Genomic DNA, 14468 nt, shown 5'->3' with positions numbered 1-14468 from the left:
AGGGCGACGTCGCTCGCGTAATTCCTCCACCAGCGGCGCCACTTGCCGCGCCCATCCTTCGAGGGCTTCGCGCATTCCGTCCGGTTCTTCAGACCAGTACAACATCATTGGTCTATGACCGTACCCAGCCTTGCCCAGCGGCTCGTCGACCACGTTCAGCACCTCCTGGGCGGTGGTCCGTTTCTCCATCCCGGCGGATGGACCCACATGGGTGCTGTCATCTGCGATGTCAGCTTCCAGCCCAGATGTAACTACGAAGCGACCCTTCGGCCGCGGCTTCTCCAACTGCAAACGAGCTGGCCGGACGCGAGGACAGTCCGCGGGTTCCAGGGCCGGCTCGCCGCAGAGGACCTTGCCATCGCCATGAAGTTCAACCACGCCCAGAAGGTCGCGACGGCCCATGCCATCACCGACCTCCTAGCTGCCAATGGGGTAGATACCCGCGACGATCTCCACACTTGGCTCGACCAGCAGGCCAATCGCGCCGCTCTACGCACTGTGAAGGGGGTAGGGCCGAAGAGCGTCGACTACATCGGCAACCTTATCGGCCGTTCACAGGTCGCGATCGACGTACATCTGCGCTCCTTCGCTGCAGATGCTGGCGTTCCGGATCTCCGCTACGAACAGCTGCGCACACTATACGAGGAAGCCGCCGCAATGCTCGGGCACGACAGAGGCGGGTTGGAGCATGCCGTCTGGCGGCACAAGTCAGGGGCCGCGTAACCACCGCTTCCGTCTCCCACTGCCCGCAGACCCGCAGCCGCGCCTACCCCGCCCAGCTGCTCGACGAGCGAACAGTTTTGGGGAGTGACGAGAAGCTTCACAGCCAGGTAGCAGGTTCAAGACGACTCCTGAACAGCGCCACCGTAAGCGGCTGTTGTCGTACCGAACCTGAGGGCGGCGTTGTAGCTGGGCAGGCATAGGGTCGACGAACCCGTGGGAGTGGTGACCTGTCCTGTCATCGTTCCTGGGGAGGCCGTGGATGCCGTCGGTCGTGGGATTGCTGGAACAGCTCGAGCTCGCTGCCCGCCGTCGGGTGGACGAACTGCGGGAGGAAGCCGACCGCGTCCAGGCCGAACTGGCCGTGGCCGAGTGGGATTGGAAAGAGTGGGTCATCGCCCGGTCCGGGGTCGGCGAGGTGCTGGACCCGGTCAACGAGCCCGAAGATCACGACCAGACTGAGCGGACTGAGGAGACACCGTCGGTGACGACGGCCGCGAAGCCGACGTCGCAGGTGCCCATGTGGCGTGAGGGACTGGGCTGGTCGGTGCTGTCGGTGGACTGCCAGCGCATCGGGCAGGCACTCGCGGACTGCCATCGTCTCCATCAAGGGCCTCTGACCCGCCAGGAGATGGCCGTCTTGTTCGAGATGGATGCGGTGCCGGCGAGGTGGAGGCACTGCGGTCGAAGGCGAAGCGCCTGGTGCTGCGCGGCTGGCTGGCCGAGCGGCAGCCGGGCCGGTTCACGCTCGCCGCGGGCGTGTCCGGGCCAGGCGGCGGGTCATGAGCATCGCCATCGATCAGTAGACCATCGCCTCGGCTCTGGTGGTGGGCCCCACACCCCGGCGCGCGACCAGATCAGGAACCGGCGATGGGCCGTGGACTTCGATATGCCGAAACAGGGCGGCAAGGCCCGCCAGGCGCAGCCACTGACCAAGACATAGATGATCGCGGCGAACAGGGTCTCATCGGGTGTGTCCTGCGTCCCTCCGCCCTGCGGCCGCACCCGAGAGGGCGGGATCAGCGGCTTCGCGATCTCCCACAGCCCTTCCGGAACAATCCAACTCCACGTACCCCACCCCATGACGACCTCAATGTCCGCCTCACCACATAGGACACGATCTTATGAACTTCAGTCCGTCGTGCTCATCTCTTCGTGGGCCGCTTCGCAGTCGCAGTCTCCGTCGTGGCCCGGTTTAAGTCGGCAGTAGAACCAGTAGGGCAGGCCCGTCAGGTGTGGAGGGTGGAAGCGTCGATCACAGTAGGTTTCACTCCAGTGGTCGGTGCCCCGCTTCGCCATCAGACTCACTCCTCGCAGAGATTTCGAGCGTGCAAGAGTCGCAGCGCCCGCGTATGAAGAATGCCAGATCGAAACGCTCTCTCCCCGCGGTGGGCACCCGGGCAGCGGCTGTGACCATGGGCCTGGTCAGCTGGCACCCAACTGGCCAAGCGAAGCGTTCAGTCACGGCTCCCGAGCACACCAGGGGGCGAGGGAGCGCCTTGACCAGTGACCGGCCGTGTGGTGCCGTTCGGTCACTCGCAGAAAATCAGGAGTTGAGGCGAGCTTTCTTCTCGGCTTGAGCCCTCACGGGGTCAACGGGAATGACGCCAGGTGGAAAGCTGCCGCCATACGGCAGGCCCTCGTGGTCGATATGTACCACGGCATTGTAAATACGCTGATCAGGAACGGTAGGGGACTGCTCGGTGAAGCCGATCAGTTCACGGCCATGGAATACCTTCACCTGTTGATCGGCCATGTACCGGAGGATGCCGCCGCGCCACACTGTCAGCCCCAGTGCCGGCCATCCGGCCGCCACCGGGCCGAGCAGGTCGTCCAGCTCTTCCGACGTCAGCGGCTCCTTCCGGTGTGCCACGGCAAGCCGAGACGGACTCTTTGGAGTCTCTGCTCCTTCCAGCGCAACCACAGCAGCTTGGCCAACGAGCTGCAGGACGCCACCGCGAGTTTCGATCTCCTGCCACGCCCAGCCCGAGGCGGAAGATGCGGAGTCAGCTGGACGGTAACCGAGTGAAGCAAGAACAGCTGTGCGATCAGCAGAGGATGGCAGCACGCCGGGAGCTGTGGCTTCGAGTTCCTTAATCAACGCGCCTGCCGAACCCTTTGGCACCCACAACTGCCATGCTCCACCCGGCATTTGCCGCAAACTGGCTTTAGTCACGTCGCTCATACCTAGACCATCGTCCTTCCGGGCCTCAACAGCCCCGTCATCCGTATCTTCTTGACTGGGCAATGTATCTGCGCATAGCAGCGTCCAAGCCCGGATTGACAATGCCCAGGCGGGATTCGGCCCGTTCTCCCCACGCAGGCGTCGAGCCAACAGAGCTATCCGCCCTCCCTGGTACTACCTGGGCAGCAAATAGCTGGCCCAGGCTCCTACCGATGGCGCCAGAGCTCATACAGAGCCTGCGCATCGGCTTCGAGAACGTCGCGGAGATCGTGCGGATCCTCGGGCAGATCAATCCCGAAGCGAGAAGCCGCGCGCCGGAATGCTGGTATGAGGGCAGGATCTCCGAGGGCGAGCAGAGTCGACAGCAGGGGCTCGTTTGACGGAGTGTTCCGGTCGACCTCGTACAGGACGTTGGCCTGGTCCTCGGCTTTCAGACTGGCGAGGGGAACGGGCCCGATCTGGTCGCGCAGCTTCGCCCACGAGCTCGTGGTTCCTTCGCGAGCTTTCTTCCGCAGAGCCCCGCGTACGGCGGCAACGCCGTCCCTGATCTTCGCCGCCCGCTCCTGTTCCAGGATCGTGGCCCGTGCGGTGGTCTCCTTCGCCGCCCTGTCTGCTGCGGCCCTTCTCGCCTCCTGGTCCGCAGCGGTGGGCTCCACACGCCGTGGCATGGGCGAGGTGAAGCGCCCCGGGGGGAGGGCCCGGCCGGGGGATGAGGAACGGGCCGCCCGCGTCTTGGTGGCCGACCGCTGGGAGACGGGGCTGGGACGAACGCCGACGCCGCGCTCCATGCGCAGCAGTGCGTCACCTGCGGCCCGGATGAGCCCGTTCTCCCGCAAGTTCGCGCCCGAGCGAGTGGCCGTCTCCGCGCGTTCGAGACACAAGCGGAGCTTTGTCACGTTACGCCCGTCGGCGAGGGCATCTTCCAGGGCTTGGATGACTTCCGTGCGGTCGTAGCCCTGGGGGTCGTTGACCGCCCCGCCGACCACTGCGGGGGTGGTCGGCGGGGGTGTGGCAGGGGTGCGCCGGCCAAGAAGATGGGAAGTGGTGCGCTGGCGGCGTACCGCTTCCACGGACGGGGTCGACGTGCCGTCGGGAGTCAGGGCGCATTCGTTCAGCTCATGCCAGGTCTGGCCGCTGCGCGTCTTCGTGCCGATCTGGGTACGCCGGCGGGTGCCGTCAGGAACGCACCGGACAAGGTTGACGTATCCGTGTCGGGCCAGCACGGCCTCCACGATGGCGGCCAGGTCCTCGGCGAGCAGGATGTGGGAGGGGCTGCGGTCGGCGATCTGGGCACTGTCCGCGGCGAGGAGCACGCGTAGTCCCGCACCTTGCTGGGGAGTGAAGCGCACCGCTCCGGCCATATTCCCGTCCGCGGCCGCCTCAATCTCGGCGGTGGCATCGTTGTTCTGGTCAGCCAGCCAGCGCAGCAGGTCCTGCTTGATGTAGAGATGGTCAGCGCTGGACACTCCGAGCGCTGATCGTCGGCAGTTGTCGGCGTGGGACAGGTGCGCGAAGTGGCAGACGCATTCGCTACACCGGCGGGCAGTGAGCCGCTGGCCGCACCCGCCCAGCCACACCCCGCACCAATAGGTGTCCTCAGGGTGCCGACGACGGAACGCATCGAGTTCAACGGCGTCCAGCGGCAGAACCACCGGCAACTCCGAGTCGGGGCCGCCGATCACCGCCGTCTGCACCCGTCGCTTGTCGCGGGCCATGCGACCTCCAGCTCACCAGAAAAGGAATCCAACTCCGCATACAGGTCGAGCTCCTGGCACCGGTGCCCGACCCATTCCTCGAGGCTAGTGCCCGCCTCTGACAGTCAAGGCTCCTCCAAGCAGCCGCGACGGCGACAGGTCGATCATCTCCACCCAGGGCAAGCCCGCTCGTCGTCCGAAGGCGCTGTACAACGCGCCCTGTCTCCGTGTTGCCTTGATGCATAGGCGCGACCTGCGCCACGAGAAGGGACGGACCCCTTGAACGACCTGACTGCCAAGCTGTCCCAGGAGCAGACGGTGCTCCTGAACACCATGGCGCAGCAGTACCTCATGGAGGGTGTGTGGCCCGTCTGGTCCTTCACCGTCGCCACCTTGGACAATTACGACCTGGAGGCGGAGAAGCTGATCCGCTCCCTGCCCCGCGTCGGCTCCCAGGGCAACATCGGCATCTCCTACGGCCTCACCTCGCAAAGCAGCCCTTACCTCGCCGACGACGACCGCCCCTCACTCACGATCGCGGCCTGCCTGCACCTCCCCGAACTCCAGCCGTACATGAGCGAGCCCTTCCTGCGAGTCCTCCACGTGCTGATCGGTATGCATCGCAGCGCGCACATTTCGACGCAGGAAGCTGCCAGGCCGCGGTTCACCATCGACGACATCAAACAGGAGCTCCCGGGGCTCCCTGAGAGCTTCGCGGCCAGGCTTCCGGGCGTCCTGGCGCTGGAACCGGCGACATGGGGCGGCTCCAGCGGCGGCACGGCAGCGGCAGGCACCTGGTGGCGTGAGCTGCGCCGGGAAATCCGCCGGTACAAGAACGCCAAGACCCTTCACGACTACGTCCAGACAACAGCCCGTCTGGTCGCCGCTCAGGCGAACGAGATCCCGGGCGCTGCCACCATCGTGCCGGTCCCGGTGTCGAACGCCGTACCGGGCCCGGGCCCCTATGTGGACGAAGCTCTGATCGCCGATCTGAAGGCCAAGAACACCGTTTTGCAGCTCGACAAGCTGCTCGCCCTGGTGGGCGAGCTCAACACCAACCACGCCGATCGGCATCCCTACGCCTGCCAGATGCTGTTGCGCGCCATCCTTGACCATGTTCCGCCCGCCTTCGGGCTGCGCACGTTCGAGCAGGTGGTAGCCAACGTGGCGTTCGGTAAGACTGACAAGGCGTACATCAGGAAGCTCACCGATTTCCGCAACAGCGCCGATGACGCCCTGCACCGCCCGATGAGCACCAGACCCTCCCGCCTCAGCATGGACGACCTGCCGCCGCGCACATACATCAACGCACTGCTCCAGAATGTGTTGGACAGCCTCCGCACAGTCCCGCAGCCCACGGCTCCCGTCACTGCCCCGTGACCGCAGGCCGTCAACCCACACCACCTGATCCGCACCCAAGGGCATGCCCCGGCGGTTATCTTGGCTCGAAGCACTTCACACCGGTCAGCCAAGGTGATCCTGTGTCAGGCAAGTTGGCAAGTAGGACTCGGCCCGGTACTTCCGAAGCTACGGGCCCCCGGGCTGACCCGAGTGTTCACGAGCAGTCCAGATTCTCGCCCCTCTCGATGGCCCGGTTGATTTCGCGCAGGTAGGAGTCCTCCTTGACCTCGACGTCGATCAGGTTGTGGCGGAAGGACAGCTTCGGTTGTCCCTCGACGAGGACCGTGTAGGTGACCGATACACCCTTGCCCAGGCGACCGTCTGGAAGGCGTCACGCCGCCACGGGATCTCGACCAGAGCGTCCAAGACCTCGGGCACGGGCACCTTGGCGATCCGCGCCGCTGCGATGCAGTTGGCGATGACGTGCAGACCGGCCGCCGCCGAGTGGAGATACTGCTGACGGAACTCGGTGACGCTGATCGTCCCCTCAGCGATCTCGCGCCAGCCGGGCATCCGCTCGTGCGCGAGGTCCAGGATCTCCACGACCTCGTCGCCGATCAAGGCCAGCGCCTCGTCACCCGAGGACCCCACAGCGGTCCGGGCCTGAACGATCGCGTCCAGGTGCGTGTCGCGAATCTCGGAGGAGCGGTCACGGACGCCGACGCCCGCGACGGCCGAGGCAGCCGAACGGGCCGCCGCAGCCGGGTAGAGGGCCTCGAAGGCATCGCCGGTCTCTTTGGCCAGCTCCTTGTGTGCGGCGCTGGCAAGGTAGGTGGCCCGGCCCTCGAACAGCGTGGCCCGGCGGATGACGTGTTGGCCGAGGCGGTTCGGCGTGGAGCTCTTGTCCATCACGGCGATCAGCGAGGGAGAGATCGGCTTGGTGGACGCCATCGTGATGGAACAAGTCGGCCAGGATGTCGTGGTCGCCCTCCAGGAGTAGCGTCAGCTCTACCGCGGACTCCTCGATGACGCGGCGGGCCGACAGCGCGTCGTTCTCCACGGCGTCCTTGACCGAGCTCCAGCACCGCGTGACGGCCATCACGCGGTATTGGCCGTCCACGGACCAGATGATCGGGGCACCCTCGTAGATCATGATTTTGACCAGGAAAACGCCGGGCATCACCTCGACGCCCTTCTCGATCTTCACGAACTCGATGTCGTACTCCATGCCGACCACTAGCGTCCCGATGTACGGGCGCTCGGAGGTGCGGATGCCGTCGGTGATCTTCTTGATTTGGGACTCGGAGATGTCCCGCTGGCCGGGGCGGCCGTGGTCGTTGAGGTTGTAGTTGCTGCGGTCGATCAGGGACTCGAAGTTCCACAGCTCAGCCATGGACCTCATGGGCTCCGTCCAGCTGATCTTGTGCAGCTTGCCGGAGCGGGACATGAACCCGATGCGCTCGACCCGGATCGGCCGCTGACCGAGAGCCACCGGAGAACACGCAAAGTCACCAGCAGACTGGGTCCCACGAGGACTGGCGACAGTTGAATACGAGCCCCTACCAGTAGGCCGGCGTACGAGTCGATGACCTGCACGCCCGCCGCCTCACCCCTGAGCTGGAGGCGGCGCTTGACCCCGGTGTACGAGCCGAGCGCGGAGGCCAGGTTGTGCGCCGGGATGCCGAGGGCGACCCCGGCGGCGAGCGCGGCGACCGCGTTGTGCGCGTAGTGGGCGCCCGGGACGGAGGGCGCGGACACCTCGCCGAGCAGATCGCGCACCGCGTCACGCACCGAGGCCGCCTCGTCGGACCGCGGGCCGGACTGGCCGCCCGCCTCTCACTCCTCCCGCGCGCCACGGGCCACTTCGGCCATGACCTCCGTAGCGATGCCGAAAAGGGGGCGGAAGTCCCCGTAGGCGGCTTTCCACCACGCCGAGGTGCGCGGGTCGAGGATCTGGCACGTGATGAGCGCGTCCCAGTCGGCCGCCACCCGACACCGTTGCATGTGGTGGTCCTCATGCGGGAAGTGCCCCGTGCGTCGTGCCTGCCCTACCCGCAACACGCCGCCCCGTAAGACAACGTCGCTGCTTTCATCGAGCAGCCGCAACGCGCGGTCCGTGTCGGTGAGGTTGGCCGTGCTGACCATGTCGATCAGGCTGACCATGCCGTCGCCGCGCGTGGGTCCCGGCTTGTAACCCTGCTCCTCCATCAGCTCGCGCAGGCGTCTCGCCCGCGGGTTGGCGGAGAGGAATGCCTCTTCCAGGGCCTTCTGGCTCAGCGGGCTGAGGGGCTGTCCCATCTCGGCACACATGACCTCGAACGCCTCGCGCAGACCGGTTCTCCAGGCGCGCTTCCCCCCGGTGGCTTCCTGCACATCCTTCAGAAAGGCGACGATCTGGTCCTGGCTGAGCCCGCGAATCTGGGCGAGGTGGGCGAACATCCCCAGCACCGGCTCGGGTGAAAGCGGAAGCAGCGCCTCGATGGCCCTCTGGGAGTAGACGTTGATTCTAGGAGTCGGTGGTCCGGTCTCAGGTCGCTTCAGGAGGTTCTCGACTCCCTTCCGCAGTACGGTGCGGAGGTTGCGGGTGGCGCCGGGATCCGGGTTCATCGCCAGCAGCCTCCCTTTCACCCCCGGGCACAGCTGGCCGGCAGTACGGGCCCCAGCGCAGAGTTCGGCGGCCAGCACTGCGTTATCGATCTCTTCAGGCGTGGCGTCCGCGGTCAGCTTCGGAATGAAGCCGACGTCGTAGTCCCGAAGAAACGTCTTGTCCTTGTAGACGTCCGGACCGTAGCCAGCAGCGTCCAGGGCTTGCCGTACGGGCCGGAACGCGAGGGGTGGTTTGTTGTCACGGCTCACGCCCCGAGGCTAGGCGTCCTCACGGGGCGGGGGTCCACTTTTCCGCCTGCCCGCCATCCGGCGCTTGCGGTCCGATGGGCTCTCCACGAGGACGAGGACTTGCGGGGCTAACCCCCGCTCCCTCCATCGTCACGATCCCAACTCACCGGAGGTCCCTCATGTTCGGCATCGACGGCGTCACCTCGGCGGCCGCCTCCCAGGACACGGCGCCCATGCCCGCTGTGACGTTCGACCTGTTCACCGCATTCGTCGTCGCCGTCGCGTTGGTGCTCGCCTGGCTCGTCTACCGGTGGACGGCCCCGGCTCCGGGGTCCCCCGTCCAGGCGTCCAAGGGCGAACGGCTCGCGTACGCCATCGGCGCTGCGGCGTCGGTCATCGTGATCGGCGGCTACCTCGGCGGCGGGTTCAGGGGGTTCGGGTACCCGGAGACAGACGCCCGTCCGGTGTCCCGTGACAGCCGTTCGGCGGCGCTCGTGGCCGACGGCAGTCCTGCCGGCCACGGGCCGTAGACCCGTGGCCGGACCAGGTCCCTCGCGGTCAGGTCGCGGGAACGCGGCACGGACGCCTGCCGACCGCGGATGGTCACCAGCTGCACCGTGCCGTCGTCGGTGATGCCACGCCGCCGGTCGGCACGGACCATGACCGGCTTGTCGCTTCTCCTCGGCGACGTCGACCACCGCCTTGCCCACCCGCTCCTGGGTGATCAGGTCCCAGCACGCGACGACCGCGCGGGCTGCGAATTCGGCGTTAGCGCCGGTTTCCGTTCCGATGCCGCCGCTGGGTGTTCGCTCACTGCAGGAGTCGGTCCGTACGGGAGCTATCGGCAGGTTGCCCGCTCCGGGTGTCGCCAGCGGCCGGAGTTTCCGTTGTAGCGTCGGACGTCGTTTCGGCAGCAGCAGCGGTGCGGCGTTTGCTCCACTTGTCGTAGGCGACGGTCCCCGCGATGGAGGCGCTGGTGATGGCGCCGCCGATGATGATGCCCCGCCCGGTGTAGAAGGCGCGCAGCGCGGTGGGACCGCCGCGCTTAGCTGCTTCCTTGGCCAGTTCCGCGTAGGCCCACGCCATGGTGCTCCTCAATTCGTGTCGCTCACTCAAAGATGGATCAATGATCGCAGGGCGACACGTCGTGGGTGGGGCGTTCACGGACGTACGTCACCGGGTGCGGGAGCCTCCGCCGCCGATGGTGCGGCCGTAGGGTGAGGCGCTGCGGGCACCCTGTCCGTTGCTCGACGGTCCTGGCAGTGTCGGTGAAGGAGACCGACCGGCCCTGAAACCGGACGCCGTTCGCGATCACGCATGGTCACGAGCCGGTTGGAGTACCCGGCGAACTCGCGACAGTTGAATACGAGAGCCCACCAGTACAAGGCCGTTGAAAGAATGGGACGGCTGAGGCAAGGGGAAGGGAAATCTTCACCCTCGCATTCGAGGCCCTCGTCAAGGACCGCGGGGACACCTGATGGGGCCGGGACGAACTCGTCCCGGCCCCATCAGGCACTTGTACTTTCGAACTGAACTCCACCATGTCAGGCACGTGGTGGAGTTCACAAACTGAACCGGAATTCGACCACGACACGACGCGCTGACGTCGGCCGGTGGCGACCGACTCCACCGTAGCCCTCTCACCCGAGGCCAACCCGCTGTACCGAATCCGCCGCGAAAGACACGGCAAAGACCGAGCTCCCACTAACCCGTACCTGACGTTCCATCAGGGACGTCCACGATCTCCTGACACCCCATCAGGACGTGCGTCAACCGTGCGTCAAACGTGCGTCACGTGCGTCGCTCATGCGTCAAGATATCGCCCGTAACGCCCACAGCGCACATAACGCACACTCGGTGAAACCGCAGGTCAGACACCCTTTGCGGCGGGCTCAAGGATCGCGACGCACTCGACATGGTGGGTCATCGGAAACAGATCGAACGCCCGCAGCACCCGCACCTTGTACCCGCCCTCCCGGAAGTAAGCCAGGTCCCGCGCCAGCGCCGCCGGGTCGCATGCGACGTACGCGATGCGACGCGCGCCGAGGCCCGCGAGGTGCTTGACCGTCTGCTTGCCCGCTCCCGCGCGCGGCGGGTCCAGGACGATCAGGTCGGTCTCCGTGATGCCGGTGCGCGGGAGGGCCGCCTCGACCTTGCCGTGTTCGATGCGGACCCGCGGCAGGTCCTTGAGGTTGTGGCGGGCGTCCTCGCAGGCGCGCTTGGAGGACTCGATGCCGAGTACCGCGCCCTGTTCGCCGACGCGTTCGGCGATGGCTCCGGCGAAGAGGCCCACGCCGCAGTACAGGTCGATGGCCGAGTCGCCCTTGCGGGGCATGAGTCCCTGCATCACGGCCTTCAGCAGGGTGTCGGCGGCCTGCGGGTGGACCTGCCAGAAGCCGCCCATGCCGACGCGGTACGTGCGCTCGTCGGCCCGTTCGCGGACGAAGGGGCGGCCGTGGACGCGGTGCACTCCCCCGTCGTGCTCCTCGACCCGCAGGACCGAGACCGCCTTGTCGAGTTCGACCAGGGGCAGTCGGCCGCCGGGCTTCGGGGTGAGTACGACCTGGCGGTCGCCGGAGCCGGTGGCGGCGATGGCCTCGACCGATGCCAGCTGCGGCCATTCCCGCTTCTCGATGCCCAGTTCGGTGACGCCCGGCGCCGCGATGAGGCAGCGGTCGATGGCCTCGACCTCGTGCGAACGGTGCTTGCGCAGGCCCGCGCGGCCCGCTTCGTCCACGGTGTACTGGACGCGGGTGCGCCATGCGGGCACCTCGCCCGGCGGCAGTTTGTCACCGGCCGCGGGCATCACGGTGCCGTCCCAGCCCGCTTCCTCGGGGGTGAGTCCGGCGAGACGCTGGAGCTGCTCGGCGATGACCTCGCCCTTGAGCCTGCGCTGCGCGCCCGGCTTGGCGTGCTGCCAGTCGCAGCCGCCGCACTTCCCGGGGCCCGCGTAGGGGCAGGGGGCCTCGACGCGGTCCTTGGACGCCTCGATGATCCGGACGGCGTCGGCACGCAGGAAGCGCGAGCTCTCCTCGCCCTCGGTCACCCGGGCGACGACCTTCTCGCCGGGCAGGGTGTGACGTACGAAGAGGACACGGCCCTCGGCGTTGCGGGCGATGCAGTGGCCGCCGTGCGCGACGGGGCCGACCTCGACCTCGTACTCCTCCCCGACCAGCGATGACGTGGGTTCTGTCTGCATGGCGGGGGGACTCCAGAAGATCAAAAGGGAACAGCCGGACAACGACCCACCAGTCTACGTGGGTGTTCTCCGGCTGCTCACCAGTCGGACCGGATGCGGCTGTGCGTCTGCTCTCAGCGCGGGTGCCCGTACCCGTCCCAGCGCCGGTGCCGGTGCCGGTGCCCGTACCCGTCCGAGCACCGGTGCCTGTAGCCGTCCCGGTCGCTGTACCGGTCCCGGTCGCTGTACGCCGGGGCCGGCACGGGTCCCGGCGTACCGCTCAGCTCTTGCTCTTCGGGGTCTTGGCCGCGCCCGACCCCTTGCCGCTGCCGGGGCCCATGGGTTCCCTGGGCCGGGCCACCGGACCGCGGCGGACCGCGCCCGGCGCGTTCCATTCGGCCCGCTTCCTCGCGCGCTTCTTCGCGACTTCGGAGGACTCCAGCTGGTACGGCACCGAGGTGACCATCACGCCGGGGGTGAAGAGCAGCCTGCCCTTGAGGCGCAGGGCGCTCTGGTTGTGCAGGACGTGCTCGTACCAGTGCCCCACCACGTACTCGGGGATGTACACGGACACGACGTCCCGCGGGCTCTCGCGCCGCAGCCCCCGCACGTATTCGACGATCGGCCGGGTGATCTCGCGGTACGGCGAGTCCAGGATCTTCAGCGGCACGTTGATGCCCCGCCGCTCCCACTCCTCCTTCAGCGCCTTCGTCTCCGCCGGGTCGACACCGATGGAGAGCGCCTCCAGCTGGTCGGAGCGCATCAGCTTGGCGTACCCGAGGGCGCGCAGCGTCGGCTTGTGGACCTTGGAGACCAGGACGATCGAGTGGACGCGGGAGGGGCGCAGGCTGTCGTCGGACGGTTCGTCCGGCGCCGCGATCTCCTCGGAGACCCGGTCGTAGTGCTTCCGGATCGCGGTCATCGTCCCGAAGAAGATCACCATGCCGAGCAGGGCGACCCAGGCGCCGTGGGTGAACTTGGTCGCCAGGACGACGACCAGCACCAGTCCGGTGAAGAAGGCACCGAAGGTGTTGATCGCGCGCGAGCGGATCATGCGGCGGCGCTTCTCCGCGTCCTTCTCGGTCGCCAGGTGGCGGTTCCAGTGCCGGACCATGCCGGTCTGGCTGAGGGTGAAGGAGACGAACACGCCGACGATGTACAGCTGGATCAGCCGTGTCGAGTCGGCTCCGTAGATCACCACGAGCAGTACGGCGGCCCCGGCCAGCAGCACGATGCCGTTGGAGAAGGCGAGCCGGTCGCCCCGGGTGTGCAGCTGACGGGGCAGGTAGCGGTCCTGGGCGAGGATCGAGCCGAGCAGCGGGAAGCCGTTGTACGCGGTGTTGGCGGCCAGGAAGAGGACCAGCGCGGTGGCCGCGGAGAGCACGATGAAGAGGAAGGTGCCGTTGCCGAACACGGCGGCGGCCACCTGGGAGATCACCGGGTCCTGGTTGTAGCCGGAACCGACGGCGACACCGTGGTCGAGCAGGTCGGTGGCGGGGTTGGACGCCATCCGCACGTTGGTGGCCATGGCGAGCCCGATGATCCCGCAGAACATCGTGACGGCCAGGATGCCCATCAGGGCCAGCGTGGACGCCGCGTTCTTGCTCTTGGGCTTGCGGAAGGCCGGGACGCCGTTGCTGATCGCCTCGACACCGGTGAGCGCCGCACAGCCGGACGAGAAGGCCCGCAGCAGCAGGAAGACCATGGCGAAGCCGCCCAGTCCGCTCCGTTCCGCGTGGATGGTGAAGTCCGCGGTCGGCGCCTTCATGGTGTCGCCGAGTACGAGCCCGCGGAACGCGCCCCAGCCGATCATGATGAAGACACCGGCGACGAAGACGTACGTCGGGATGGCGAAGAGCTTCCCGGACTCCTTCACCCCCCGCAGGTTCATCAGCGTCAGCAGCACGATGGTGCCGACGGCGCAGAGCACCTTGTGTTCGACGACGAACGGGACGGCCGAGCCGAGGTTCTCGACGCCGGAGGAGATCGACACGGCGACGGTGAGGACGTAGTCGACCAGCAGGGCGCTGGCGACCGTCAGCCCGGCCTTCGGCCCGAGGTTGGTGGTGGCGACCTCGTAGTCACCACCGCCGCTCGGGTAGGCGTGCACGTTCTGCCGGTACGACGCCACCACGGTGAACATCAGCACCACGACCGCGACGGCGATCCACGGGCTGAAGTGGTAGGCCGACACACCCGCGACGGAGAGGACGAGCAGCACTTCTCCCGGGGCGTACGCCACCGAGGACAGGGGGTCGGAGGCGAAGACGGGAAGCGCGATGCGCTTGGGGAGGAGCGTCTCCCCCAGCTTGTCGCTGCGCAGCGCCCGGCCGATCAGGATGCGTTTGGGCACGTCGGTCAGTTTGGACACGGTGAGGATCGTAAGCGTTCGATATGGAGCCCGCGCACCCCCCACCCCCCGATCAGCACGGAATCTCCCGCTCCCCTCGCGGAGGGGTCCGTACCCCTACCGTGCGTGTGTAGCTTGGCCGCACGTCTGAGACTCTTTATTCCT

At 67.2% G+C, this 14468-nt stretch carries 11 protein-coding genes and 3 pseudogenes; 4 read left to right on the top strand and 10 right to left on the bottom strand.

Annotated features, from left to right (window positions below; all coding sequences use genetic code 11):
- Window positions 1-114 precede the first annotated feature (114 nt).
- Both OG709_RS27925 and OG709_RS27920 read left to right on the top strand, forming a co-directional pair.
- Window positions 115-723: a hypothetical protein gene (locus OG709_RS27925; protein ID WP_329167991.1), complete on the top strand. Its 609-nt coding sequence runs from the start codon at window positions 115-117 to the stop codon at window positions 721-723.
- Between the two features lie 259 nt (window positions 724-982).
- Window positions 983-1506 (top strand): annotated as a pseudogene (locus OG709_RS27920) (hypothetical protein).
- A gap of 45 nt (window positions 1507-1551) precedes the next feature.
- Here OG709_RS27920 and OG709_RS27915 read toward each other — a convergent pair.
- From OG709_RS27915 to OG709_RS27905, 3 genes and pseudogenes are all read right to left on the bottom strand, one after another.
- Window positions 1552-1803 (bottom strand): annotated as a pseudogene (locus OG709_RS27915) (transposase); the annotation flags it as partial.
- Window positions 1804-2266: 463 nt separating this feature from the next.
- The gene (locus tag OG709_RS27910) at window positions 2267-2905 is read right to left on the bottom strand and encodes a DUF6303 family protein (RefSeq protein WP_329167990.1); all 639 of its coding nucleotides are present in this window, start codon (window positions 2903-2905) and stop codon (window positions 2267-2269) included.
- Between the two features lie 206 nt (window positions 2906-3111).
- On the bottom strand, window positions 3112-4620 hold the full coding sequence (locus OG709_RS27905) for a competence protein CoiA family protein (RefSeq protein ID WP_329167989.1): 1509 nt from the start codon (window positions 4618-4620) through the stop codon (window positions 3112-3114).
- 258 nt (window positions 4621-4878) lie between these two features.
- Here OG709_RS27905 and OG709_RS27900 point away from each other — a divergent pair, with 258 nt between their 5' ends.
- Entirely contained in the window at window positions 4879-5979 is a 1101-nt protein-coding gene (locus OG709_RS27900) for a hypothetical protein (protein WP_329167987.1), read from the top strand.
- A 258-nt stretch (window positions 5980-6237) separates the two neighbouring features.
- Here the strand turns inward: OG709_RS27900 and OG709_RS36125 are convergent, their stop codons facing one another.
- The 4 genes and pseudogenes from OG709_RS36125 to OG709_RS27885 all read right to left on the bottom strand — a co-directional run bounded on the left by OG709_RS36125 (window position 6238) and on the right by OG709_RS27885 (window position 8796).
- Window positions 6238-6591 (bottom strand): hypothetical protein, encoded by a 354-nt coding sequence (locus OG709_RS36125; RefSeq protein ID WP_443068554.1) that lies wholly within the window; start codon window positions 6589-6591, stop codon window positions 6238-6240.
- A 58-nt stretch (window positions 6592-6649) separates the two neighbouring features.
- A complete protein-coding gene (locus OG709_RS36120; RefSeq protein WP_443068553.1) occupies window positions 6650-7333 on the bottom strand; it encodes a hypothetical protein in 684 nt (227 codons plus the stop codon).
- A 179-nt stretch (window positions 7334-7512) separates the two neighbouring features.
- Window positions 7513-7686, bottom strand: a pseudogene (locus tag OG709_RS27890) (UDP-N-acetylmuramate--L-alanine ligase); the annotation flags it as partial.
- A gap of 90 nt (window positions 7687-7776) precedes the next feature.
- Complete coding sequence (locus tag OG709_RS27885) at window positions 7777-8796, bottom strand: hypothetical protein (protein WP_329167985.1); 1020 nt, start codon at window positions 8794-8796, stop codon at window positions 7777-7779.
- Between the two features lie 158 nt (window positions 8797-8954).
- On the opposite strand from OG709_RS27885, the gene OG709_RS27880 reads away from it, so the two are divergent.
- Entirely contained in the window at window positions 8955-9305 is a 351-nt protein-coding gene (locus OG709_RS27880; protein WP_200695346.1) for a hypothetical protein, read from the top strand.
- A 280-nt stretch (window positions 9306-9585) separates the two neighbouring features.
- Here the strand turns inward: OG709_RS27880 and OG709_RS27875 are convergent, their stop codons facing one another.
- The 3 genes from OG709_RS27875 to OG709_RS27865 form a co-directional block, all read right to left on the bottom strand.
- Window positions 9586-9861, bottom strand: a complete 276-nt coding sequence (locus tag OG709_RS27875; protein ID WP_329167979.1) for a hypothetical protein — start codon at window positions 9859-9861, stop codon at window positions 9586-9588.
- Window positions 9862-10645: 784 nt separating this feature from the next.
- Window positions 10646-11974 (bottom strand): class I SAM-dependent RNA methyltransferase, encoded by a 1329-nt coding sequence (locus OG709_RS27870; RefSeq protein WP_329167977.1) that lies wholly within the window; start codon window positions 11972-11974, stop codon window positions 10646-10648.
- A 259-nt stretch (window positions 11975-12233) separates the two neighbouring features.
- The gene (locus tag OG709_RS27865) at window positions 12234-14324 is read right to left on the bottom strand and encodes an APC family permease (RefSeq protein WP_250304753.1); all 2091 of its coding nucleotides are present in this window, start codon (window positions 14322-14324) and stop codon (window positions 12234-12236) included.
- Window positions 14325-14468 lie beyond the last annotated feature (144 nt).

Origin of the sequence: Streptomyces sp. NBC_01267 (assembly GCF_036241575.1) — a bacterium.
In the GTDB taxonomy this organism is placed as follows: domain Bacteria; phylum Actinomycetota; class Actinomycetes; order Streptomycetales; family Streptomycetaceae; genus Streptomyces.
This window is presented reverse-complemented; position numbering and strand designations above follow the sequence as displayed.

Coding starts and splice junctions, on each gene's coding strand:
- OG709_RS27910 (WP_329167990.1), bottom strand. CDS start 2,905: ATGAGCGACGTGACTAAAGCCAGTTTGCGGCAAATGCCGGGTGGAGCA.
- OG709_RS27880 (WP_200695346.1), top strand. CDS start 8,955: ATGTTCGGCATCGACGGCGTCACCTCGGCGGCCGCCTCCCAGGACACG.
- OG709_RS36120 (WP_443068553.1), bottom strand. CDS start 7,333: ATGGCTGAGCTGTGGAACTTCGAGTCCCTGATCGACCGCAGCAACTAC.
- OG709_RS27870 (WP_329167977.1), bottom strand. CDS start 11,974: ATGCAGACAGAACCCACGTCATCGCTGGTCGGGGAGGAGTACGAGGTC.
- OG709_RS27905 (WP_329167989.1), bottom strand. CDS start 4,620: ATGGCCCGCGACAAGCGACGGGTGCAGACGGCGGTGATCGGCGGCCCC.
- OG709_RS27925 (WP_329167991.1), top strand. CDS start 115: ATGACCGTACCCAGCCTTGCCCAGCGGCTCGTCGACCACGTTCAGCAC.
- OG709_RS27875 (WP_329167979.1), bottom strand. CDS start 9,861: ATGGCGTGGGCCTACGCGGAACTGGCCAAGGAAGCAGCTAAGCGCGGC.